This window comes from Paenibacillus sp. MCAF9 (genome assembly GCF_052114265.1).
GTDB lineage: Bacteria > Bacillota > Bacilli > Paenibacillales > Paenibacillaceae > Pristimantibacillus.
Map to the genome: position 1 here is coordinate 174,523 of NZ_JBFREL010000004.1, position 23,534 is coordinate 198,056.

Consider the following 23,534-nt stretch of genomic DNA (forward strand, 5'->3'; position numbering starts at 1 on the left):
AAAAAGGGTTTGTGCGGTAAGATGAGAGAGTTATATGTAATTTATAATAGACTTTCATCGTAACCGGGGGCGTTTTATTTATGGCTATGGCAAGCTTCAAATCGAAATTAGCTTACAGCTCGGGAAATTTATCAGTCAACTTAATTGCACAGGCCTTCGCATCCTACATCGTTTTTTATTATGTGGATGTGCTTGGTGTAAAACCGACTTTAATCAGTCTGGCCATGGTGATTCACGGCATCGTCAATGCGGTGCTAAACCCGTTGTTCGGACACATTTCCGACCGTACGAGCTCCCGTTTTGGCAGGCGCATTCCGTACATGCTGTTTGGCATGGTGCCGCTGGTGGCCTTGTTTACTGCGATTTGGTTTCCAGTTGGCACCGGATCAGCGCTGTTCTGGTACTTCTTAACGATCGTGCTGCTCTATGACATTATGTTCGTGATGGTTGTATTGAACTATTCTGCACTGTTCCCTGAAATGTTTACAACGATGAAAGAACGGGCAACGGTGTCCTCATGGCGTCAAATGTTCGGCATCTTAGGAATGATTATTGGTGTGGCTCTTCCTCCCCTCGTTTATGCGAATATRGGCTGGGGGCCGATGGGAGCGATTTTTGCGGGGATCGCGCTTATTTTCTTTATTGTTATGGTATCGGCAAGTAAGGAGAAAATGGTTGTTTCGCGTGAAGAGGTTGGTTTCGTTCAATCCTTGAAATTCACATTCTCGAATAAGGCGTTTGTTTTATTCGTTATTGGCAGCTTTTTCGTCCAGTTTACCTTTGCCATGCTGCCCGCGGCTATCCCTTTCTTCACCAAATACGTGCTCGGAGCTGAAGATAGCAGCAATACGATTTTGCTCGGTGCTATTTTTGTCGCTGCCATCCCGTGCGTCTACATATGGGGGAAATTGCTGCAGAGATGGGGCCCGCGCAAGACCGTTATGATTGCCGTTAGTATTTACGCATTTGCAACGATTCCATTTTTATTCGTATCCAGCGTTGCAACTGCGGCAATGGCGGCGGTCGTGATCGGCATCGGTTTAGCGGGTTTGCTCGTTTTGCTGGATGTTCTGTTGTCCGAGATTATTGATGAGGATGAGAAGCAGACAAACGTACGCAGAGAGGGCATGTACTTTGGGATGAACGGCTTTATCGTCAAATGGGGAATTTCACTGCAGGCTGTTGTTCTGGGTGTTGTGCTGGAGGCAACCGGCTATGTGAAGGACGCGGTTCAAGCGGATGCGGCAGTGTGGGGCATTCGTTCAATGCTCAGCTTTATCCCGTTCATAGCTTTGCTTGTAGCTCTTCTATTTTTCTATTTATACCCTATTCGTCCTACGAATACGATTACAAAAAGCGGAGCGGTGACCCATAGTAATGACTAGTTTTATAGATTGGGCAAAAAAGAACCCATTATTGCTGCTTCTGTTTCTCGTCGGGGCTGCGGTGAGAGTGGTATATGCGGGATCCATACCAGGCGGCTTGAATCAGGATGAGGCATCGATCGGCTATGAGGCTTATTCTATTCTGCATTATGGCATTGATCGCAATGGCATATCGCTGCCGGTTCATCTTATTGCATGGGGAAGCGGTCAGAACGCGCTTTATGCTTACCTGTCTATGCCTTTTATCTATTTATTCGGTTTAAATGAACTGTCAGTTCGAATGGTTAGCATCTTATTTGGCCTACTGAGCATGGTGCTATTCTATCGGATTGCAAATCAGCTATTCCAAAGAAAGCATGCAGCTGCGGCTGCAGCTTTTTTTATCGTCATATGTCCTTGGCATATTATGATGTCACGATGGGCGCTGGAGTCGAATATTTTTCCTACTCTAGTGCTGATCGCCGTGTTTTTTTTGTTTAAAGCGCTGCAGCAGCCGAAATGGCTAATTGGCTTTACATTAACACTAGCCGCTTCGCTTTATGCTTATGGAACGGCTTATTTTTTTGCACCTGTTTTTGGAGTAGGCGTATTGGCTCTGCTCGTTGTTAAAAAGGCGTTCAAGCTGCGAGTTCTGCTTTGGAATTGCGCGGTTCTCATTATATTAGCAGCACCTATCGGACTGTTTCTTCTTATTAATCGATATGGCATGGCGACCATACAATTTCTTTTTTCTATTCCTAAGCTAACTGTTCCTCGTGTAGAGCAAATCTCTACCGCATTTGGCGGTCATTTTTTCTCAACGTTTGCGGACAATTTCAAATCATTTTTGCAAATGTATTTGACTCAAAATGATGGTTTGCTGTGGAATGCCATGCCTAAATTTGGATATATGTATCCGTTAGCATTACCGCTGATCGGGATTGGCATCTTGTATGGCGTTATGAAACTGATTAATAATTTCCGCATAGAGACAGCAGTCATTGCTATCTGGTTCGGAACGGCAATTCTAATGACATTGATTACAGATGTGAATATCAATCGTATTAATATTATTTTTTATCCGACGGTATACTTGGCAGCTGCAGGCCTTATGTGGCTGCACAAGCGGATTAAATACTCTTTCCCTATCGTTATAGCGGCATTCTCTATTTTCTTTGTTTTCTTCTGTGCTAACTATTTCACTACGTATGCGAAGCAAATAAGCCCGCTTTTCTATGAGTCCTTTGGAGAAGCTGTACAGTACGCATCGGATGAAACGGAAGGCAATATCTATGTGACAGATCAAGTGATGATGCCTTATATTTATGTATTGTTTTATGAAAAAATGGATCCGAAGCAGTTTATGAGCACAGTCGACTATATCAATCCGGGTGAGCCCTTTCAGTTTGTTCGAGCATTCGGCAGATATCATTTTGGGCAGCCTGAGCTAAGGCCAAATGAGGAAGCGGCTTATATTTTCAAAAATAGCGACCCTATTCCGGGTGAGGATTCAGGCTATAAGATTAAACGATTTAAACATTATACGGTCGTGAGCGGTACAGGAACAGTGGTGGCTCTGAAGGTTCATGAATCATTTCAGAACGGCGGCTTTGAGGAAGGCCAGCAGTATTGGTCATTTACTTCCGGCACGGGGATCGGCTCAAACCGTCCTTACAGCGGTTCCAACTTAATGTATGTTGACCCAGGCAACGGTCGTGTCGTTTCCCAAACCTTCTCGGCTGCTGATGACGGTGACTATATCCTTTCTGCTAAAGTAAGTACGAGCGCTGCTGGTGGAATGATCGGGGTTTCCATCAATGGAGCAAAGATTGAAGATCTTGCGATTAACGCACAAGAGCAATATGTAGAAGTTAAGCTGCCTGCAGTATCCGTGAAAATGGGAGACACCGTTTCTATCTATTTTACCGGAGGGGCGGGCTGGTTAAATGTCGATGATGTGGCGTGGAGCAAGCATGCTTAATGGAAAGATGGAGGAGTCTCAAAACCATTTGGATTTGGACTCCGGGGAGTGGGAGGATTCCAACGATAACTGGAAAATATCGTCCATCACACGAAAGATGGAATGAGGCTATTCCGATACGGCTTCACCGTTAATATAATAGCTGTCCTCACGATAAGCATGAAACACGATTTCAATTTCAGATAAGCCAATCTGGCTGACGTATTTGGTAACTGCCTGTGCAAATCGATTTCTTACTTGCTGTCCCCGCTCGAACCAGCCGATCTCGATAAATGCAAACCCTTGATCATCTGTCTCACTGCCAAAAACGCTGGTCGTATGTAGACAAGCCATTGTAAAATTATCGGTACCGCACTCGCAAATAGCGGCAAGCTCAGCAGCAAGCGGTGCCGAAACTGACTTTAACTGCTCGGACGGTACTCCGCGGAATAATAAATGTGGCATTACGCTGTTCCTCCTGCATAGATAGATTAAATATCCATAGTAGTATAACAAAAAAAAGCATCAGCCGCTTTATACCAGGGAATGCCGTCTGATTCACAATCAGTGGGCATTCCTGTATAACGACTGATGCTTGTTTGTTTGCTCCTGCTTACTCCGTCACATGAAACGGCTTAAGAAACAGCTTAGGAATTTCAGTTTCAAACTTGACCAGTTTGCCGGTTATCGGATGCGTGAAGGACAATACGCGGGCATGCAAGCCAAGGCGGCCAATGATGCGTGTGCGTGCGCCGTATTTTTTGTCGCCAACAACGGGATGGCCAATGTCCTCCATATGAACGCGAATTTGATTTTTTCGGCCTGTCTCGAGATTCACTTCGAGTAGCGAGAAGTTTTTATTGGAACGAAGCACCTTATAATGGGTAACGGCGTGCAGACCATCGTTCGGATAGGAGCTGGAATACATTTTGAGCGTTTTGCTTTCCTTCAGCCACGAACTGATTGTACCTTGCTCCTTCTTAACCAATCCTTCTACAAGCGCGATATAGCTTCGTTCTTGAACCGAATCCTGCCAGCTGTTTTGCAGCTGCTGCTGAACCGCCTCGCTCTTTGCAAACATCATGACGCCTGACGTATCACGATCCAGACGATGCACAACGTAAATCCGGTTTTTCGTATTTTCGACCCGTACATGCGCCATAAGCTGACGATAGGCGGTCACTTCATTTTCTGGCGCGGAATCAGAAGATATGGACAGAAGCCCCGATTCCTTCTTTATAACGATAATATGCTCATCCTCAAACAGGATCGCGAGCCCTTCCAGCGGTATTTTATCCTGCGGCCGGTCTCTGCCAACCGTAACGGTTTGACCGGGCTGAAGCGGATAGTTGTAAGCGGTCGTTGATTTTCCGCCTACAGATACTTGTCCGTTCGCTAATATGGATTTCACTACATTGCGTCCAGCACCTGAAATATTTTTTATGAGAAAGGGAAGCAGTTCCATCGGTTCGTTAACCGGGTAAGACTTGCTCTTATCTGCTTGTGATTGAGGAGCTCCGCGCTTTTTTCCCCTATGCATGCCAAAAAACCTCCTAGATTCAATGCTCCTACTATACCATGAGTATGGGCTTCAGTTCTAATCTTCTGTTTAGCAGTTTAACCACGCTCTATGAATCTCGATCTAATAGACAAAGAGTTAAGAGGAGTGGTAGGATTAATGATAGATTTACCAAATGGTGAAAAAGGAAAAGTTTGGAGGAAATGATCGCGTGAAAACAAAAATTATAAAGACTATGCTAAGTCCTATGCTCATTGCCGGGTTATTGCTTGCCCCATTGTCAGCACTTGGCGTAGATTCTGTAGCGGCAGCCAGCGCTGCAAGCAAGACGGTTGCCGTATCGACGCAACAACTGCAGGTGATTGTAGATGGCAAGAAATTAGCTCTATCAGCCGGCGCATATGCAGAGAAAGGCGTCACATTTGTTCCGATGCGCGATATTTTTACAGCACTGGGCGCTACCGTAACTTGGGAAGGCAAGACAGAGACGATTATTGGACGTAAAGGCAATCGTTCTATTTCTCTTAAAGTAGGCATGAAGCAAGCGGTCATTAACGGTAAAACAGTGAAGCTCGATTCACCTGCTGTCGTTCGCAAAGGCGTTACGTTTGTACCCGTTCGGTTCATCTCGGAAGCTCTTAACGCAAATGTGAAATGGGATAAAGCGGCTAACGCGGTTCGAATCACATCGCAAGAGGCTGCCGAGCAAGCAGAATACAACGAGTGGCTTGAGCAGCAGAAAAACATTCCTAGACTTACTCCTAAAGAAATCGTAGATAAATATGATGAGAGTGTTGTTCTCATTATGACCAATCGCGCTCAAGGCAGCGGCGTTGTTATTGGTGATAATCTGATTCTTACTAATTATCATGTTATCGGAGATGCAGCCTCTGCTACTATGCTGGATGTTTATGGTGATGAGCTGAAGATTACAGGCGTAGTTCATTATGATAAGGCAGCAGATCTAGCTATTGTAAAAACAGAAAAATCAATAGAAATTCCGCCGGTCGTTCTAGGTTACGGATTAAACTCGTATAAAGGCGGCAAAGTCGTTGCCATTGGAAGTCCGCTTGGGCTGCAAAATACAGTTTCTGACGGTCTGATTAGCAACATCACCTATGAAGACGGTATCCGATACATTCAGACAAGTGCTCCGATCGATCACGGCAGCTCAGGCGGGGCATTGTTTAATGAGTTCGGAGATCTTGTTGGCATCACCACGCTTGGATACTCTGGGACGAGCGCGGATTTGAATTTTGCTGTATCCGTTATTCATGCTGCTAGTTTGAATAGCGAAGTGACAGAGGAGAAAATAAAGAACGCCAAGTTTTTACCTTCAAGCTTGCCGGATACGCTCGTTGGCGCTCCTTTGGCTGATATCGAGAAGGTGCTGAAAGATCAATTCTCTTCTGTATCTACTACTGAAGGCGAGGCTAAGTTTACGAAGTGGGAAGCCAAACGTGATTCCGCTGGCTGGCTCGTGCTGACAGCAGATATTGATCCTAGGTTTTATATGTTATACGGAGCATCGATGTCTCAGGAGCTCAGGCTTTGGGCAATTAATCTAGGGAATGAGTTCCATAAGATGCTGCCGGATGAGAAAATTCAAGTGCTCATTTCCTTCGAGCGCGATTATGGTTTCGAGCCGCGCGGCTTTGAATCGGGCGAGGTTACAGCACTTGGCGGCGACAAATGGCGTGTTCGCTATCCAATCATCGATATGCAGCTCAAAAATGAGCTTTATATTAAAGTAAGAGTGTAAAAAAATGGAGGCATCTGCTGCTGCGATCTGCGGCAAGGGATGCCTCTTCTTTTTTTTGATTTTTTTCTGTACAATAGAAGGCATCTTGCTATAAGCGCTGAAGGCTTTCGCAAACGTGCTTTATAGGCAAATGCTTAAGTTAGAGAGGTTATTACTTATGAAAGTGGTACTGTCCACATTAAATGCCAAGTTTATACACACATCACTGGCGCTGCGCTGTTTGAAGGCGTTTAGCGGCGATCGATTCGATATTGAAATTGCAGAGTACACCATCAAAGATCCAGTGATGAACATCGTGTCCGATATTTTTTCGAGAAAACCTGATGTAGTCGGATTCTCCTGCTACATTTGGAACATCGAAGAAACGATTACGGTTATTAATATGCTGCGCAAAATCATGCCTGAAATCAAAATTATTTTAGGCGGTCCAGAGGTCAGCTATGATATGGACTATTGGATGGAGCGTGTGCAAGAGGTTGATTTTATCGTGGTGGGCGAAGGCGAAGAGACCTTTCATCATTTGCTTACTGAGATTGAAGGCGATGGCAAATACCATATGGTATTCGGAATTACGTATCGGAAGCAGCGCGAGGATCGCGTCGAGGTGCTGATTAATCCGCCGCGTCCCAAGCTGAATCTGAATGAGCTGCCATCCCCGCATCGCTTTGAGGAGGATATTCCTCATTTGGGAAGCCGTGTCGTTTATTTTGAGACAAGCCGAGGCTGCCCGTTCAGCTGCCAGTTTTGCCTATCCAGTATCGAGGTTGGCGTTCGTTATTATGATATGGAGCGGACGAAAGCAGATATTTTGTATTTGATCGAAAAAGGTGCCAAGCTTATTAAATTCGTCGATCGAACATTTAATATTAAACGGGATTACGCGCTTGAAATTTTTGAGTTTTTGATTAAAAACCACCAGGGCTGTGTTTTTCAATTTGAAATAACAGCAGATATCATGAGACCTGAGGTGCTTGATTATTTAGCTGAAAATGCCCCTCCAGGCATATTCCGCTTTGAAATTGGCGTACAATCTACGAATGATCCAACAAATGAAGCGGTTCAGCGTCGCCAAAACTGGATGAAGCTGGTGCGTACCGTTATGAAAGTGAAAAATTCTCAAAAAATTGATCAGCATCTTGATTTGATTGCCGGTCTGCCGCTTGAGAACTATGATACGTTCCGTGGAACGTTTAATGATGTATTCGAGCTGCGTCCCGAGGAGCTGCAGCTAGGCTTTCTCAAAATGCTGCGCGGTACGGGTCTCCGCCGTGAGGCAGATAAATGGGGCTATATTTATATGGACAGATCGCCTTATGAAATGCTGGGCAATGATCTGATGCCATTTGGCGATATCGTTCGCATTAAACGGGTAGAGGATGTATTAGAGAAATATTGGAATGCGCACCGAATGGATCATACGCTGCTTTATTTGGTTGATCGTGTGTTTCCATCGCCATTCGACTTCTTCCAGGCGTTCGGCGATTTCTGGGAACGAAGCGGCTGGCAAAAGATCGGCCATCAGCTGGAGGATCTGTTCTCTCGGCTCTCGACGTTTCTTGGATCGCTGCCTATCTCAGCCGAGAAGAACTTCGAACATGTGCCAGCACTGCAAGAGGATACGAAGAGAGTTTCTGCTTCACCAGAAGAGATACTCGCAATTGCAGGCGAACGCTTAGATAAGGACGTCGTACTGGGGCTAATGAAATATGATTATTTCCTTAATCATAATTATAAGCCTCGCAAAATTTGGTGGGAGTTTACGATGGACAAGTCGCTGTGGAGCGGCTGGATGCGCCACTTAGCGGATCGCCCAGAGGATGTATCTCCTGAATTCGCAGCACTGCGATTTGGCGAGAAGGAGCTTCACAAACATGCGGTTATTGAGAAGCTGCCGTTTGATCTTGCAACATTCCTTGCTACAGGAGAGGTTGATCGCGAACATCATACGCTGCTCGTTGTTCTGTATGCACTTGAGGCAGGCAGCAGCAAACCGAAGCCGCGTCCATTCACTTTAAAGATTAAAGCTGGTCAAGAAGCGATGATTAAGTAGTCCTGATTGAAATGAAAAGAACCTCCAAACCCATGAAGCAAACGGGTTTGGAGGTTCTTTGTTACTGGTTTGAAAATATGAAATTAAACAGAAGCAGGTACAATACTGCGAAGTACTGTCATGCTGCCGGAGAGCTCATAGTCGCCAAGGTTAGCTGGAAGGAGGAAGCACTCGCCTGCTTTAACGGATTGCTCGCCATCTGCCCATTTCACTTGTCCCTCACCATCGGCAACTACAAGGATAACGAAGCTATCAAGCGATGTGGACAGCTTCCAAGGCGCGGCTACGATACCCTTCTCAACGATGAAGTAAGGAGAAGAAGCGATGGTCAGCCACTGGCCAGCTACTGCGCTGTCTGTTTTCATCCGCTCAGCGCCTGCGCCTTCATAGGCGATGACATTAAGGGAATCTTCGATATGAAGCTCGCGCAGTTGACCATCAAGTCCAAGGCGATTGTAGTCATGCAAGCGATAAGTAGTGTCGGAGTTTTGTTGAATCTCAGCTACAACAACGCCAGAGCAGAGAGCATGAACGGTTCCTGCGGGAATGTAAAAGGCATCACCAGCTTCAACAGTCACTTCTTGAAGCGCGTCCATAATGCGGCCTTCAGTGATTGCTGCTTCCATCGCCGCACGGTCAATGCCGTCTTTTAGGCCATAGATGATTTTTGCGCCTGGCTTAGCGTCGAGGATGTACCACATTTCTGTTTTGCCAAGCTCGCCGTCAGGCAGCCCTTCGTATGCATCCGTTGGATGGACTTGAATGGATAGGTCATCATTGCAATCGAGCAGCTTGATAAGGAGCGGGAAACGTCCGTTTTTCTCGGAAAAGCCTTGTGAGCCAAACCATACAGGTCCGTAAGTTTCACGAATTTGGTCAAGTCCAACGCCAGCAAGCTCGCCGTTCATTACTTTTGTAATGCCGTTAGGGTGATCACTAATCATCCAGCCTTCGCCAATTGAGCCTTCAGGCATTTCAAGGCCAAAACCTTCTAGTGCGCGTCCTCCCCAAATACGTTCTTTCATTTCCGCTTTAAATTGTAATGGATAAGGTTTTACTGTCATTATTTATCTCTCCCATATTGGTAGTATGTCGTTCTACTGCAGCTAAAAAATAACATTGGCTTTAAAGAGCTGTAAGGTGAGCGCGTTGCAAAAGATTAACGAGCAGTTGGACGTTTCTCTGCCGCAATAAGGTAAGGGGCAGCCTTGCGCTGGGTCTGCCTGTAAATAACGGTCTGCGCTAGGCTTTGAGGCAGCTGCTCTGCCCATGATTCCACGGAGGCGGCTTCCTCAGCACCGCCAGGATGCCCTGGATACAATACGCAGGTCACGATACCTCCAGGACGCAGCAGCATGATAGCTGCATCGAGCGCAGCCAGTGTTGTTGCAGTCTCCGTTATGATCGTGAGATCATCGCTTCCCGGCAAATAACCGAGATTGAACATTACGGCTGAGACTTGTCCGATAATAGAAGGATCAACAGTCTCAGCCATACTTGCATGATTGCTCAGCACAAGTTTAATATCGGGAAGCTTATTGTTATTTTGAAGGGAAGAAAGGCGCTCTTGCGTGCGATTAAGCGCCTCTTGCTGGATATCAAAGGCATATACCGTGCCGTTAGGTCCAACAAGCTCGGCAAGCGCAAGTGTATCTACACCACCGCCGGCAGTAGCATCAATGACAATGTCACCTGGCGAGGTACGCTCGTTGATCCATTTGTGAGCCATGCTTAGAACTGATAGAAAACCCATATCTCGCTAAACCTCCTGCTGCCATAACTTGCCTTGCCACGTATTGCGGCGCGTAAGCTCGTCGTCGAAGGCATTCAGCACTGACCATTTATTCATGCTCCACATCGGACCAATCAACAGGTCACGCGGCGCATCTCCCGTAAGGCGATGCACGATCATTTCCGGCGGCAGAAACTCAAGTGTATCAACAATTAATTTCACATATTCATCCTGCTCAAGAAATTGAAGCAGACCAGCCTCGTACTGACGTACCATCGGCGTCTTGCGCATGAGATGAAGCAAATGAATTTTAATGCCTTGCACGTCCATCTTGGCGACGGCGCGACCTGTATCAAGCATCATTTCATGCGTTTCCTGAGGTAGACCGTAAATGATATGCGCACATACGCGAATGCCGCGTTCCCGAAGACGTTTTACGGCATCGAGATAGCAGGCCGTATCATGTGCCCGGTTGATGAGCTCTGAAGTAGATTCGTGCACGGTTTGAAGTCCCATCTCCACCCAAAGGTAGGTTCGCTCATTCAGCTCAGCCAAATAATCGACTACATCATCGGGCAAGCAATCAGGACGTGTTGCAATGGACAAACCAACAACGCCAGGCTGCTGCAAAATGACTTCATAATATTCCCTCAGCTCTTCAACGGGCGCATACGTATTTGTATAAGCTTGGAAATATCCAATATACTGCGCATTTTGCCATTTCTGATGCTGACGGTCCCGTATTTTATTGAATTGTGTAACGAGGTCGTCCCGCCTGCTGCCCGCGAAATCACCAGAGCCGCGAGCGCTGCAAAATGTACAGCCGCCCTTTGCAATGGACCCGTCACGGTTTGGGCAAGTGAAGCCGGCATCAAGCGTAACCTTGAATACCTTGCCTCCCAACTGCTCATGCATTTCGTAATTCCATGTATGAAATCGTTTATCGCCCCAAAGCAGTGGCTGCTGGTGTTGCGATGTTGATAATTTAATCATCGTTTTCCCCTTCATTCAAGACCTACACCCTATATTTTAGCGAAAAACGAGTGGAAAAGCCACGTTTGTCATGCGAATAGTTATTGAATGTTCGGAAAACGCTTTAATTGGAAATATTTTTTGAAATGGGTGTTTTTAGACTTGCGTAACCTTACATGAAGTGTTATATTAAAAGTGCGACAAAACAACAAATAAACCTAACATAGCCCATATGCACCTGCATTCATGAAACGTCGATTAAATGGAAATACTCTTACTAATAAATCGATGAGGTGATTAGAGATGAATAATGTAACCAAAATCCCGCACGGCGACGATACTGTAACTGTTGAGCTGACTGTAAAAGAATTGATGGCGCTTACAGGTGTCCGCTTTCACAATAATCATGGTGTAGAAATTTCCGCTCGCAAGAAGTTGAATGAAGTATTAGTGGGAACATACGAGCGTGAGCAGAAAGAGAACGCTCCGATTCCGTATCAGCTTTTGCTGTAACGACTATACATCCAATGACATGATAAGCAAGCCGCATCGCCAATAATTGGCTGCGGCTTTTTTCTATCCTCTTTACATTGCTCAAATTCTTGGGCACAATAAGGACTAGTCTATTCGTTGCATCGTCTACGATAAATGGAGGAATCACTGCATATGCGTTTAAGAGGAAGAAAAGGTATTCGTGAAAGTTTAGAGGGTCAGCCGGAGCTAGTCGTGCTAGATGCTGCGCCGCACAAAGGCAAGTGGCGTGAGTTTTTTGGCAACGACCAGCCTATATATGTAGAGCTTGGCATGGGCAAGGGTCGTTTTATTAGTCAAATGAGTGCTCGCTACCCGCACATCAATTTTATTGGTGTCGACATGTATGATGAGCTTCTTCGCCGCGCAAGCGAGAAGGCACGTATCGTATGGGAGCAAAAAGGGGAGTCTCATCCGCCCAATCTTGCGCTGCTTCGCGCTAATATTGAAGGAATCGAGACGATGTTTGCTCCGGGTGAGCTTGAACGCGTCCATCTGAATTTTAGCGATCCTTGGCCAAAGGCTAAGCATGCGCGCAGAAGACTAACGCATCCAAGACTTGTTGCCAAGTATATTGAACTGCTTAACGAGCGCGGCGAGATCCATTTTAAGACGGATTCACAATCTCTGTTTGAGTTTTCATTGAACAGCTTCGCGGAAATGGAGCTTATCATGCGCAATATTTCGCTTCATTTACACAAAGAAGGCCCTCGAGAGGACCTTGTGTTTACGGAATATGAGATGAAGTTTATGGAAAAAGGACAAAATATTTATCGTGTTGAAGCCGTTATCGGCTCCGAGGCTATTCGGAAGCATCGTGAAGCGAAACATGAGAAGTCGCTTAAAGAGGAAGCTGAGGCATCAGAATCAGTATCGAATGATTCTGATGACGAGGATAATTAATTTAGTCCTACTGCAGATGATACCCAGGAATAATTGACTGCCAAAGCTGTTATCGTTCCGATCAGTGCGCCTGCTGCAACATCAGATGGGTAATGCAGCCCTAGATACATTCTTGACCATCCAACGGATAGTCCAATTATTAACGCAAGCGGCACCAGCAGAGTCATCCATATCCCGCTAGTCAGCAATATAGGGACTAGCCATGCGAAGATCGCTGTTGTGTGTCCGGATGGAAATGAAGAATCGACAAGCGGCTTATGACATGTATTTACATCAGGCAGCGCTTGATAAGGTCGAAGTCGTTTGAATTTACGCTTTACAATTGCTACTGGCAAATGGCTTATGACGACCGCAGTTAAGCATTGCCACCCAGTAAGGCTCCAAGGAGCAGGTGCAAGTAGTGCATATAGAAGGGCGGTTGCGAGCGTAAAGGTTGCGCCGCCCATATGTGTGACCGTGCTTAACCATTTCCCCAGAATTCGATGTCTTTTTCTCCCTGAAGGTCTCCGGTTTGCCCAAATCAATAATCTTTGCTCACTCGTTTTCAGCCAGCCTATCATTCGTTCCATCGCTGTCATCCTCCTAACGGTGGCTTACTTCTATAACATTTATCAATTCCAGACTTAATTTTAGCATGTTTTTGTTCGCTGAGCGTAAACTATTTCTTGTCCCTATATTAAGGATAAGTAAGTATTATAGCACTAACTTGCTTTCCATGGGTGCTGCCTGACGAGAATGCGCTGTCATGCGTCTATCGGTATCCTGTTTTCGCTCCAAATACAGGGAATAAATATTGATTTCAAATTACTGTTTAATAATGTGCATTTGATGGTAAAACTGTAATGGACAAATTCCACGCGGTTGTGACAGGGTCTGTCGAAACCGCAAAAGATGTCGGAACGGAACTTTCTCGTTCACTCGTTCGTCACATAGACCTATTTCGATTTAAGAAACATTTTCACACATTTTAACGTAAATAAGGACGTTAGTGCTAAAAACTTAGCAATTGGTTGAAAATAAGGCTGAGTCGTCGTAAAAGGAGGTAATGTATTCATCCGTGTGCAATGCAAGCGTTTTTCTGCCAAGATTAAGCGCAATGAAGACTAATTCAACTTTTGACAAAGAAGTTGTTTCTGTGGAGAATCAATTAAGGTCCGAGAGTGTTTGCAGAGAAACACTCATACAAAGAGAAAATATATAATAAAAAGCTTACGGCAGCCACGGGTGGATGCTGAAAAAAAGCAAAAAAAATGGGGTCTAAAGGGGTAATGCCGCATGTTCAATACGATTATGTTTGTGGTTCAAATTCTATTTGCGTTGCTAGGTGTGTATCAGCTGTTTTTAACGTTTTTCGGATGGCGGCGTAAAAAAGAAGATCTTTCTCATGCACCGAAAAAAACATTCGCACTGCTGATAGCAGCTCATAACGAAGAGCAGGTTGTTGGCGCACTGATTGAAAACTTGCAAAAAATGAAATATCCACGGGAGCTTTATGATATTTTTGTAATTTGCGATAATTGCACCGATGGTACAGTCGATGTTGTAAATAGTTATGATGGAGTATATGCATGTGTTCGTGAAAATCCAAATCAACGCGGCAAGGGCTTTGCAGTTGAGTGGATGCTTAAAGAGTTGTGGGCTATGCCAAAGAGCTACGACGGCGTAGCGATCTTTGATGCCGATAACCTTGTAGCGACTGATTTCTTGCAGTACATGAACAATGATTTGAGCAATGGATTCCGAGTTATTCAAGGTTATCTGGATACAAAAAATCCAAATGATTCTTGGGTCAGCTCAGCAAATGCAATCAACTACTGGTTCTGCAACCGGCTTTGGCAGCTTCCGCGTACAAATCTTGGCCTTGCCAACTTTCTAGGTGGAACAGGCATGTGCTTTGATTCAAAGCTGCTTCAGGAAATGGGCTGGGGAGCTACAAGCTTGGTTGAAGATTTAGAATTTACAGTCCGCTGCATTAAACGCGGAATTTATCCGAAGTTCAACTTTGAGGCAAAGGTGTTCGACGAGAAGCCGATTACGTTCCAAGCATCAGCTCGCCAAAGGCTTCGCTGGATGCAAGGACACTTTGATGTTACTCGTAAACATATGCTTCCTCTGCTTTGGCAGGGAATCAAGGATCGCAGCATGACGAAGATTGATGCGGCCCTTTATGTGTTCAATGCTTATAATTATTTGGCTGGATTTTTTATTGCAGCGATCATTTGGGGAGACATCCTTCTGTCAGGCGGAGATAACGTCACCTCCGTGTACAACCTGCTTCCAATTTGGCTAAGCATTCCGTACATGGCATATATTTTTGTGCAAATACCTTTATCCATGTATATGGCTAAAGTTTCGTGGAAGCTATATTTGCGGATTCCGACCTTTCTATTGTTCACCTTGTCATGGTGGCCGATAACGGTGCATGCATTCTTCACGCAAAACAACAAAAAGTGGAGTCATACCCAGCATACACGCGTCATCCGTCTTGAAGAAGTTCAAAGCAAACAAGTGTAATCGCTTGTTGACAAGGCTTTGTAGGCCATGGTATAGTAACACGGTAACATTTACAACTAACTTAATACGCACAAGCAGAAGCACCCGCTTCTCACCTTTCGGCTCAGGCTGGCTGGTTCGCGATAATCGATTAGTCATTCCATCATTTCAACTGAAGTGATGCTCTGACATACATGTACGGTTATGAGATGCGGGTTCGAGCGAACCCGCATTTTTTTATTGCGTGGAGACATGAACAAACCATTTTTGGAGGTGGCACGTTATTAGCAGAGAACATCAAATCAATGATGAAATCCGGGCCAGAGAAGTGCGTTTAGTAGGCGCTGAAGGCGAGCAAATCGGTATTAAATCCATTCGCGATGCTATGCAGCTTGCTATCGAGCTGAATTTGGACCTGGTGAACGTCGCACCGACGGCTAAACCGCCGGTATGCCGCATCATGGACTACGGAAAATTCCGTTATGAGCAGCAGAAGAAAGAAAAAGAAGCACGCAAAAACCAAAAGATCGTTGATCTTAAAGAAGTTTGGTTCCGTGCTAACATTGATGAAAATGACTACCAAACGAAGTTTCGTAACGTTGTTAAGTTTCTCAATGAAGGCGATAAAGTGAAAGCATCCGTAAGATTCCGCGGTCGTGAGATTGCTCATGCTTCTCTAGGCCAAAAGATTTTGGATCGTCTTTCAAAAGAGGTTGCCGAATTATGCAGCGTTGAGCGCGCTCCTAAGCTGGAAGGCCGGAGCATGATTATGATTTTGGCACCCAAAACCAACAGCTAACAACTGATGAAGAACTTTAAGGAGGATAACTGATATGCCTAAGATGAAAACTCACAGCAGTCTGAAAGACCGCTTTAAAATTACTGGAACTGGTAAAGTAAAACGTTACAAAGCTTACCGTAACCACTTGCTTTCACACAAATCCGGTCGTCAAAAACGCGTACTTGCTGGCCAACCGCTTATGGCTGCTGGCGATGTTCGTCGTTTGAAACAAGGCCTTGCTAACTTGTAATAATAAGCTACACCAAATAAGCTAATTCAACCTACAGGAGGTTTCCACTCATGGCAAGAGTTAAAGGCGGTTTTGTCCGCACTCGTCGTCGCAAAAGAATTCTAAAGCTAGCTAAAGGTTATTTCGGTTCGAAACATCGTCTGTTTAAAACAGCGAAGGAGCAAGTTGGTAAGTCCCTAATGTACGCTTACCGTGACCGTCGCAACAAAAAACGTGACATCCGCAGACTGTGGATCGTTCGTATTAACGCGGCAGCTCGTATTAACGGACTTTCGTACAACAAATTCATGCACGGCTTGAAACTTGCGGGCGTAGAAGTAAACCGCAAAATCCTTGCTGACCTTGCAGTTAACGATATGACTTCGTTCAACTCGCTTGCTGGCATTGCAAAAGAAAAAATTAACGCTTAGGCGTTGACCGCATATAAGGGCTGTCCAAGTCATCTAATCGATGATTTTTGGACAGCCTTTTTTGCGTTTTTTTTTGCGAAGATGAACCAACATGCGCACATTTATTGGAGCAGAGGACAAATAAACAGACGGATGCCACCCTCCGCGAATATGCTGTAGGACAACGGGAAGGGAGGGATTTCGCATGCGTAACGTTTCCAAGCAGCAAGTACGGAAACTGGTCGGCAAATCCATTTATGCAGTACGTCCTGACGGCTCTGTCGTCACTGGCAAGCTCGTTCGGGTACACCAAAATAAACTGATCGTCGCTCCACTCGAAAAAGACAAAGGCAAGCTCGTGCAAACGAAAGCAATTTTGCCTCTCGTATTGTTTGACCTTCTTGCCATCGGCACGCTTCCTTTATGGGGTGGCGGCTTTGGTGGTGGTTATGGCGGTGGCTACGGCGGCGGCAACTGCTGCAACAACAATTTTAACCAATACGGCAATGGCAACTATGGTGGCTATGGTGGCAATGCTGGTTATAACGGCAATGCTGGCTATGGCGGTTATGGAAACCAGGGCTACAACGGTTTTTAATGGCAATTAAGTAATCATAGCGGGGTGAGCGGTTTAAGTAATTCGTAGCAGCGCAGCTCAGGATAGTATTGGACGGTATAGTAGCCAAGCTTACTATAGAGTTGATGTGCTTTACCATTAACCTGATCGACAAACAGCCTGGCAACTTTGCAATTCTGCGTTTTGCCGTAAGCTTCGCTATGAGCTATTAATTTTCTGCCCCATTGTCTATTCCGGTGATCAGGATGCGTGACCATCATATCTAAATAAAGCACCTCACCCATCACTTCAAAATGGATGAAGGAGACTGGAGGGCTTTTTTTAGATAAGGATGCTACAAAAGTAACGCCACGACGGAAACGCTTAGGAAGCTCTCGAATCGTTTGCGCATCATGTTGGTGTACCGTATGAGATAAGGGAATAAGCTCATTGCGAATGAGGCGAACCACTTCGGCTTGATCATACCTAGGCTCATAAATACGAATCATGCTCATCATTCCATTTCTACCGCGCCAAATGGATCTGGGACGCAGCATGAATTTGCCGCATTAGGGCTAAACTAGTATATGTAGCGCGCTAAAGGATTGCGCCGAATACGTTTTACAACAAGAGTTGTTTATGGTTCTTGACGAACTGAGATTCACGGCATATAATAAGGAAAGTCTTATCTACCACGTACTGGTATTCGTACCGTGTGGTAAATACAAAATCAGCATTGATGAGGACGAAGTGCTTAGGGCCCTTTTGAACAGAGAGCGGATGGATTAGCTGCAACCATCGCCAAAATCCCTTTTCTACGAGCTCACCTCGGAGCTGTTTCCTTGAAAAGCAACCATGTGTTGCCTATTAGGGGGAATCGCAGGGCAAGCGTTACAGTGCCATTGGTAGAACGTATATGCATGACGTTCTTACTTGTAGAGGTTATACATCGGGAGATGTGTAACGAATTTGGGTGGTACCACGGAAGATATACCTTTCGTCCCTCGTTGCTTCGTATTGGAGCATGAGGAACGAGAGGTTTTTTTGTTTTTTCTGAGAGGAGGATGACTGATGATAACGCAAGGTGCAACACTGAAGTCAAAAGAGGAAATGAAGGAAAGAATTTCGAAACCTGAGGTTATTTCTGGTTCGGAAATTTTACTAAGAAGTCTATTGCTTGAGGGTGTAGATTGTGTGTTCGGCTATCCAGGTGGAGCAGTGTTGTACATTTATGACGCGATGCACGGAAACCCCGATTTCAATCATTTATTAACACGGCACGAGCAAGGCGCGATTCACGCAGCAGACGGTTACGCCCGCGCAAGCGGCAAAGTAGGCGTATGTATCGCTACATCAGGTCCTGGTGCAACAAACCTCGTGACGGGAATTGCAACTGCATATATGGATTCCGTACCACTAGTTGTTATTACCGGTAATGTCATCTCCAGTCTGATTGGCAGCGATGCATTCCAAGAGGCAGACATTACGGGAATTACAATGCCAATCACTAAACACAGCTACTTGGTTCGCGACGTTGAGGATTTGCCTCGTATTATTCACGAAGCATTCCATATTGCCAACACGGGACGCAAAGGTCCAGTATTGATCGATATTCCGAAGGACATCTCAGCGGCTAAGACATTGTTCAAGCCAGTAACAGAAGTTAACATCCGTGGTTACAACCCGACAGTTACGCCTAACAAAAATCAAGTGGATAAGCTGATTAAGGCGATTGAGCAAGCGGAGCGCCCGCTTATACTAGCAGGCGGCGGAGTTGTTTACTCTGGCGGACATGAAGAGCTGTTCGAATTCGTTACTAAAACGCAAATACCAATTACAACAACATTGCTTGGTTTGGGAGCTTTCCCAAGCGGCAATGATTTATTCCTAGGCATGCCAGGCATGCATGGCACATATACGGCTAATAAATCGATTCAAAGCGCAGACTTGCTAATTAATATTGGCGCTCGCTTCGATGACCGCGTAACCGGCAAGCTTGCGGGCTTTGCTCCACTGGCGAAAATCGTACACATCGATATCGATCCAGCGGAAATCGGCAAAAACGTACCAACAGACATTCCGATTGTCGGTGATGTAAAGACTGTTCTTGAAATTGTGAATAAGCTTGCGAAACGTGCAGACAAAGCGGATGATTGGCGTGCGAAGCTCAAAGCTTCATGTGCGGAATATCCGTTCAGCTATACGGATTCTGATGTTGAGCTTAAGCCGCAGTGGGTTGTTGAGCTGATCCATGAGACAACGAATGGCGATGCGATTGTAACAACTGACGTTGGTCAACATCAAATGTGGGCTGCTCAGTATTACAAGTTCAACAAGCCTCGTTCATGGGTTACTTCCGGAGGGCTAGGCACAATGGGCTTCGGATTCCCTTCTGCTATCGGAGCTCAAATGGCGAATCCGGATCGCGTAGTCGTTTCCATTAATGGTGACGGCGGGATGCAAATGTGTGCGCAAGAGCTTGCAATTTGCGCAATTAACAACATTCCGGTTAAGGTAGTAATTATCAATAATCAGGTGCTTGGTATGGTAAGACAGTGGCAGGAGCTTATCTATGACAACCGCTACAGTCATATTGATCTCTCAGGCAGCCCAGACTTTGTGAAGCTGTCAGAAGCTTACGGAGTTAAAGGCTTCCGCGCAACGAACAAAGAAGAAGCGCGTGCTGCATGGGAAGAAGCATTACGCCATCCTGGTCCGGCTGTTGTTGAGTTCGTCGTTCGCAAAGAAGAGAACGTGTACCCAATGGTAGCGCAAGGAAGCACCATCGACGAAATGATCATGGGGGATGCGGAATGAAAAAACACACGATCGCAGTAATCGTTAACGATCAGCCCGGCGTTCTACAGCGCGTATCTGGTTTGTTTGGACGCCGCGGCTTCAACATTGAAAGCATAACGGTTGGTTCCAGTGAAGAAGCAGGCTTGTCGCGTATGGTCATCGTCACTTCTGGTGATGATCATACGCTCGAGCAAGTAACGAAACAGCTTTATAAGCTGATTGACGTTATTAAGGTCATTGATCTTAGCTCAAATCCGATGGTTGGCCGCGAGCTTGCACTCATTAAAGTGAATGCAGAGCCAGCATCTCGTCCGGAAATTTTAGGTGTTGTTGAAACTTTCCGCGCAGCGGTTGTGGACATTGGCACTCATTCGCTTATGGTACAAGTAGTAGGGGACACTGAAAAAATCGATGCTATGGTTGAACTGCTTAAACCGTATGGCATTCGTGAACTGTCGCGCACAGGAGTAACAGCATTAAACAGAGGCAATTCCAAGTAAGAAGAGTTCATCATTCAACATCCCGCTTTGAGCGGGAGTTTAAGGGGAGAACCGCTGCTTAAGGGTCATTCTCTGCTTAAACACCCGCTCAAAAGGGTTAAACTAAAGGAGGCAATTATTAATATGGCAGTTACAATGTACTATGAAAAAGACGCTGATCAAGGCGTACTACAAGGTAAAACAATTGCAGTTATCGGTTACGGCAGCCAAGGTCACGCTCAAGCACAAAATCTTCGCGACAGCGGCTTGAAAGTTGTTATTGGTCTTCGTCCTGGTAAATCCGCAGACGTTGCCAAAAAAGATGGTTTCGAAGTACTTACAGTTGCTGAAGCAACTAAAGTGGCTGACGTTGTTCAAATTTTGCTTCCTGATGAAACACAAGCGAAAGTGTACAATGATGAAATCGCTCCTAACTTGAAAAAAGGCGCGGCTCTTATGTTCTCCCACGGCTTCAACATTCACTACGGACAAATCGTTCCGAACAAAGATACAGATGTATTCTTGGTAGCTCCAAAATCTCCTGGTCACATGGTTCGCCGTACGTACCAAGAAGGCTTTGGCGTTCCTGGACTAATCGCTATTGAACAAGATGCTACTGGCAATGCTAAAGCTATCGGTCTTGCATATGCTAAAGGTATCGGCTGTACTCGTGCAGGCGTTATCGAAACTTCTTTCAAAGAAGAAACAGAAACAGATTTGTTCGGTGAGCAAGCCGTTCTTTGCGGTGGTGCTACTGCACTAGTTAAAGCTGGTTTTGAAACGCTTGTTGAAGCTGGCTACGCTCCAGAAATGGCTTACTTCGAGTGCTTGCACGAGCTTAAATTGATCGTTGATATGATGTATGAAGGCGGAATGGCGTCCATGCGCGATTCTATCTCCAACACAGCTGAATACGGCGATTATGTAACTGGTCCTCGCATTGTTACTGAAGAAACGAAAAAAGAAATGAAACGTGTATTGGAAGATATCCAATCCGGTCGTTTTGCTCGTGACTTCATCTTGGAAAACCAATCGAACCGTGCAATGCTTACAGCTACTCGCCGTAATGAAGCTGCTCACCCGATTGAAAAAACAGGCGCACAGCTTCGTGAATTGATGCACTGGATCAAGAAGTAATAAAAGATAGAATGTAGGAAAATATCCCGGTTCGCCGGATCGTTTGACGATGAGCACGTAGTATCGCCATGTGGTCCGAGCGCACCGGGATCATTTTGTTCACGGAGGTGCATTGCACAAATGCGGAAAATATATGTTTTCGATACAACACTTCGTGATGGAGAGCAATCTCCTGGGGTTAACCTGAACACGAAGGAAAAGGTAGAGATTGCCCTTCAGCTTGAAAGGCTGGGAGTGGACCGCATGGAAGCTGGCTTCCCTGCTGCGTCTCCGGGAGACCTTGCTGCAGTTAATGCGGTAGCACGAGCAGTTAAAAATGCTACAGTTATCGGACTCTCACGCTCGCGTGAGCAGGATATCGATGCTGTTCGTGAAGCGCTTATCGGCGCACAGGATCCGTGCATTCACGTATTTCTTGCTACAAGTCCGATTCACCGCAAGCACAAGCTGCGGATGGAGAAGGAGCAGGTGCTTGAAACGGCAGAGCGTGCCATTCGGTATGCAAAGCAATATTTTGACAAAGTTGAATTCTCAGCAGAGGATGCAGGACGTACAGAGCTGGACTTTCTGTGTCAAGTCGTCGAGATGGCCATTAAAGCGGGAGCAACGGTCGTAAACATTCCGGACACGGTCGGTTATATGAATCCGCAAGAATTCGGGAACATCTTCAAGGTATTGAAGGAAAATGTTCCGAATATCGAAAAAATTCAGCTGAGCGCACATTGTCACAATGATCTCGGCATGGCGACTGCAAATTCGCTAGCAGCGATCTTGAATGGTGCAGATCAAGTTGAGGGTACGATCAATGGTATTGGGGAGCGCGCAGGTAACACAGCGATCGAAGAGATTGCAATGGCGCTTGCTACGCGTCCTGACTACTTCGGAGCTCAAACGACGCTGAACCTGAAAGAAATTGCCAAGACGAGCCGCCTTGTCAGCAAGCTGACGGGCATGGTCGTTCCAGGCAACAAAGCAATTGTGGGTGCCAACGCATTCGCGCATGAATCTGGTATTCATCAGGATGGCATGCTGAAAGAAAAAACGACGTATGAAATCATTTCACCAGATACGATCGGACTGAAGGAATCCAAGCTGGTGCTTGGCAAGCATTCAGGACGCCATGCGTTCCGTGAGAAGCTGATCGACCTAGGTTATGAGCTTGAGGACGAAGCGGTTAATGCTGCATTTGCTAAATTTAAAGATTTGGCAGATCGCAAGAAAACCGTAAGTGATGAGGATATTCTTGCTCTGCTAGAAGAGAAGCTCATTGATACGCCGGAAGTATTCAAATTAGAAATGATCCAAGTCAGTTATGGCAATCAATCTACGCCAAGCGCATCCGTTCGGATTCGTAAAGCGGAGGGTGAGGTCATAGATGAAGCGGCAATCGGCAACGGTTCCGTAGACGCCATCTATAACGCGATCGACAAGGTGACACAGGAAGTCGTGGAGCTTGAAGATTATTCGATCAAATCCGTATCGCAAGGCAAGGATGCGCAAGGTGAGGTTCATGTTGTACTAAAGCAGGATGATGTTTCTGCTCAAGGACGTGGACTTAGCACGGACATTCTTGAAGCTAGCGCGCGAGCATACATCGATGCACTTAATCGACTGATCGAGAAGCGCAAGACGCCAGGCCGCCGCGATAAGATGAGTCTAATCTAAATGAAAAGCAGTTCGCCAGAGTATAACCTTTGGGCGGACTGTTTTTTTGTTCTTTGATAGATATAGCTTCAAAAAAGGGATAATCAATTACCCTATAGTTACAGCCTATAGAGTAAATAGATTTTATATCTTGGTAATCAACTCGTTTTTATGGTACAAATGATAATAGAATGAGAATGAATGTGTAGACTT

22 protein-coding genes and 1 other annotated feature are annotated in these 23,534 nt (G+C 45.6%); of the genes, 15 read left to right on the top strand and 7 right to left on the bottom strand.

From position 1 onward, the window contains the following. Positions 1-80: 80 nt before the first annotated feature. Both AB4Z45_RS08860 and AB4Z45_RS08865 read left to right on the top strand, forming a co-directional pair. Positions 81-1,385 carry an MFS transporter gene (locus AB4Z45_RS08860; RefSeq protein ID WP_441908796.1) on the top strand — a complete coding sequence of 435 codons (1,305 nt, stop codon included), beginning with the start codon at positions 81-83 and terminating at the stop codon, positions 1,383-1,385. Beyond that, on the top strand, positions 1,378-3,345 hold the full coding sequence (locus AB4Z45_RS08865) for a glycosyltransferase family 39 protein (protein WP_441908797.1): 1,968 nt from the start codon (positions 1,378-1,380) through the stop codon (positions 3,343-3,345). The genes AB4Z45_RS08860 and AB4Z45_RS08865 overlap by 8 nt, the downstream gene beginning before the upstream one ends. Before the next feature lie 108 nt (positions 3,346-3,453). On the opposite strand, the gene AB4Z45_RS08870 is transcribed toward AB4Z45_RS08865, so the two are convergent. Together AB4Z45_RS08870 and AB4Z45_RS08875 are read right to left on the bottom strand one after the other, a co-directional pair. Beyond that, entirely contained in the window at positions 3,454-3,789 is a 336-nt protein-coding gene (locus tag AB4Z45_RS08870) for a DUF1904 family protein (RefSeq protein ID WP_441908800.1), read from the bottom strand. 148 nt (positions 3,790-3,937) lie between these two features. Next, positions 3,938-4,864: an RluA family pseudouridine synthase gene (locus AB4Z45_RS08875; RefSeq protein WP_083681946.1), complete on the bottom strand. Its 927-nt coding sequence runs from the start codon at positions 4,862-4,864 to the stop codon at positions 3,938-3,940. Between the two features lie 190 nt (positions 4,865-5,054). Here AB4Z45_RS08875 and AB4Z45_RS08880 point away from each other — a divergent pair, with 190 nt between their 5' ends. Together AB4Z45_RS08880 and AB4Z45_RS08885 are read left to right on the top strand one after the other, a co-directional pair. Further along, a complete protein-coding gene (locus tag AB4Z45_RS08880; RefSeq protein ID WP_441908802.1) occupies positions 5,055-6,605 on the top strand; it encodes a stalk domain-containing protein in 1,551 nt (516 codons plus the stop codon). 157 nt (positions 6,606-6,762) lie between these two features. Continuing rightward, complete coding sequence (locus tag AB4Z45_RS08885) at positions 6,763-8,655, top strand: B12-binding domain-containing radical SAM protein (protein WP_441908803.1); 1,893 nt, start codon at positions 6,763-6,765, stop codon at positions 8,653-8,655. Positions 8,656-8,738: 83 nt separating this feature from the next. Here AB4Z45_RS08885 and AB4Z45_RS08890 read toward each other — a convergent pair whose 3' ends face one another. The 3 genes from AB4Z45_RS08890 to AB4Z45_RS08900 all read right to left on the bottom strand — a co-directional run bounded on the left by AB4Z45_RS08890 (position 8,739) and on the right by AB4Z45_RS08900 (position 11,380). Further along, entirely contained in the window at positions 8,739-9,719 is a 981-nt protein-coding gene (locus tag AB4Z45_RS08890) for a type I phosphomannose isomerase catalytic subunit (RefSeq protein WP_441908804.1), read from the bottom strand. 95 nt (positions 9,720-9,814) lie between these two features. Beyond that, the gene (locus AB4Z45_RS08895) at positions 9,815-10,408 is read right to left on the bottom strand and encodes a class I SAM-dependent methyltransferase (protein WP_441908805.1); all 594 of its coding nucleotides are present in this window, start codon (positions 10,406-10,408) and stop codon (positions 9,815-9,817) included. Between the two features lie 6 nt (positions 10,409-10,414). Further along, positions 10,415-11,380, bottom strand: a complete 966-nt coding sequence (locus AB4Z45_RS08900; RefSeq protein ID WP_076268079.1) for a TIGR01212 family radical SAM protein — start codon at positions 11,378-11,380, stop codon at positions 10,415-10,417. 282 nt (positions 11,381-11,662) lie between these two features. Between AB4Z45_RS08900 and AB4Z45_RS08905 the strand changes: the two genes are divergently transcribed. Both AB4Z45_RS08905 and trmB read left to right on the top strand, forming a co-directional pair. Next, positions 11,663-11,872, top strand: a complete 210-nt coding sequence (locus AB4Z45_RS08905) for a hypothetical protein (RefSeq protein WP_076268017.1) — start codon at positions 11,663-11,665, stop codon at positions 11,870-11,872. A gap of 153 nt (positions 11,873-12,025) precedes the next feature. After that, positions 12,026-12,793, top strand: coding sequence for a tRNA (guanosine(46)-N7)-methyltransferase TrmB (trmB, locus tag AB4Z45_RS08910; RefSeq protein WP_076268016.1), 768 nt, complete (start codon positions 12,026-12,028; stop codon positions 12,791-12,793). Here trmB and AB4Z45_RS08915 read toward each other — a convergent pair. Beyond that, entirely contained in the window at positions 12,790-13,362 is a 573-nt protein-coding gene (locus AB4Z45_RS08915) for a phosphatase PAP2 family protein (protein WP_076268015.1), read from the bottom strand. The two genes, trmB and AB4Z45_RS08915, sit on opposite strands and share 4 nt — an antisense overlap. A 706-nt stretch (positions 13,363-14,068) precedes the next feature. Between AB4Z45_RS08915 and AB4Z45_RS08920 the strand changes: the two genes are divergently transcribed. The 5 genes from AB4Z45_RS08920 to AB4Z45_RS08940 all read left to right on the top strand — a co-directional run bounded on the left by AB4Z45_RS08920 (position 14,069) and on the right by AB4Z45_RS08940 (position 17,304). Then, entirely contained in the window at positions 14,069-15,307 is a 1,239-nt protein-coding gene (locus tag AB4Z45_RS08920) for a glycosyltransferase family 2 protein (RefSeq protein ID WP_076268014.1), read from the top strand. Positions 15,308-15,373: 66 nt separating this feature from the next. Next, positions 15,374-15,531, top strand: a sequence feature (ribosomal protein L20 leader region). A gap of 56 nt (positions 15,532-15,587) precedes the next feature. Then, positions 15,588-16,085, top strand: coding sequence for a translation initiation factor IF-3 (gene infC / locus AB4Z45_RS08925; RefSeq protein WP_144376751.1), 498 nt, complete (start codon positions 15,588-15,590; stop codon positions 16,083-16,085). A gap of 34 nt (positions 16,086-16,119) precedes the next feature. Continuing rightward, positions 16,120-16,317, top strand: a complete 198-nt coding sequence (gene rpmI / locus AB4Z45_RS08930) for a 50S ribosomal protein L35 (RefSeq protein WP_076268012.1) — start codon at positions 16,120-16,122, stop codon at positions 16,315-16,317. A 50-nt stretch (positions 16,318-16,367) separates the two neighbouring features. Continuing rightward, positions 16,368-16,727 carry a 50S ribosomal protein L20 gene (rplT, locus tag AB4Z45_RS08935; RefSeq protein WP_054028358.1) on the top strand — a complete coding sequence of 120 codons (360 nt, stop codon included), beginning with the start codon at positions 16,368-16,370 and terminating at the stop codon, positions 16,725-16,727. A 184-nt stretch (positions 16,728-16,911) separates the two neighbouring features. Then, the gene (locus tag AB4Z45_RS08940; RefSeq protein ID WP_441908808.1) at positions 16,912-17,304 is read left to right on the top strand and encodes a hypothetical protein; all 393 of its coding nucleotides are present in this window, start codon (positions 16,912-16,914) and stop codon (positions 17,302-17,304) included. Positions 17,305-17,318: 14 nt separating this feature from the next. On the opposite strand, the gene AB4Z45_RS08945 is transcribed toward AB4Z45_RS08940, so the two are convergent. Beyond that, positions 17,319-17,819: a GNAT family N-acetyltransferase gene (locus AB4Z45_RS08945; protein WP_083681944.1), complete on the bottom strand. Its 501-nt coding sequence runs from the start codon at positions 17,817-17,819 to the stop codon at positions 17,319-17,321. Between the two features lie 514 nt (positions 17,820-18,333). Between AB4Z45_RS08945 and ilvB the strand changes: the two genes are divergently transcribed. From ilvB to AB4Z45_RS08965, 4 genes are all read left to right on the top strand, one after another. Then, positions 18,334-20,079, top strand: coding sequence for a biosynthetic-type acetolactate synthase large subunit (ilvB, locus tag AB4Z45_RS08950; protein ID WP_076268010.1), 1,746 nt, complete (start codon positions 18,334-18,336; stop codon positions 20,077-20,079). Beyond that, entirely contained in the window at positions 20,076-20,561 is a 486-nt protein-coding gene (gene ilvN / locus AB4Z45_RS08955) for an acetolactate synthase small subunit (protein ID WP_076268009.1), read from the top strand. Before ilvB ends, ilvN begins: the two co-directional genes overlap by 4 nt. A 123-nt stretch (positions 20,562-20,684) precedes the next feature. Beyond that, positions 20,685-21,677 (top strand): ketol-acid reductoisomerase, encoded by a 993-nt coding sequence (gene ilvC / locus AB4Z45_RS08960; protein ID WP_076268008.1) that lies wholly within the window; start codon positions 20,685-20,687, stop codon positions 21,675-21,677. Between the two features lie 120 nt (positions 21,678-21,797). Beyond that, positions 21,798-23,342, top strand: a complete 1,545-nt coding sequence (locus AB4Z45_RS08965; RefSeq protein WP_076268007.1) for a 2-isopropylmalate synthase — start codon at positions 21,798-21,800, stop codon at positions 23,340-23,342. The last annotated feature ends 192 nt before the right edge of the window (positions 23,343-23,534 follow it).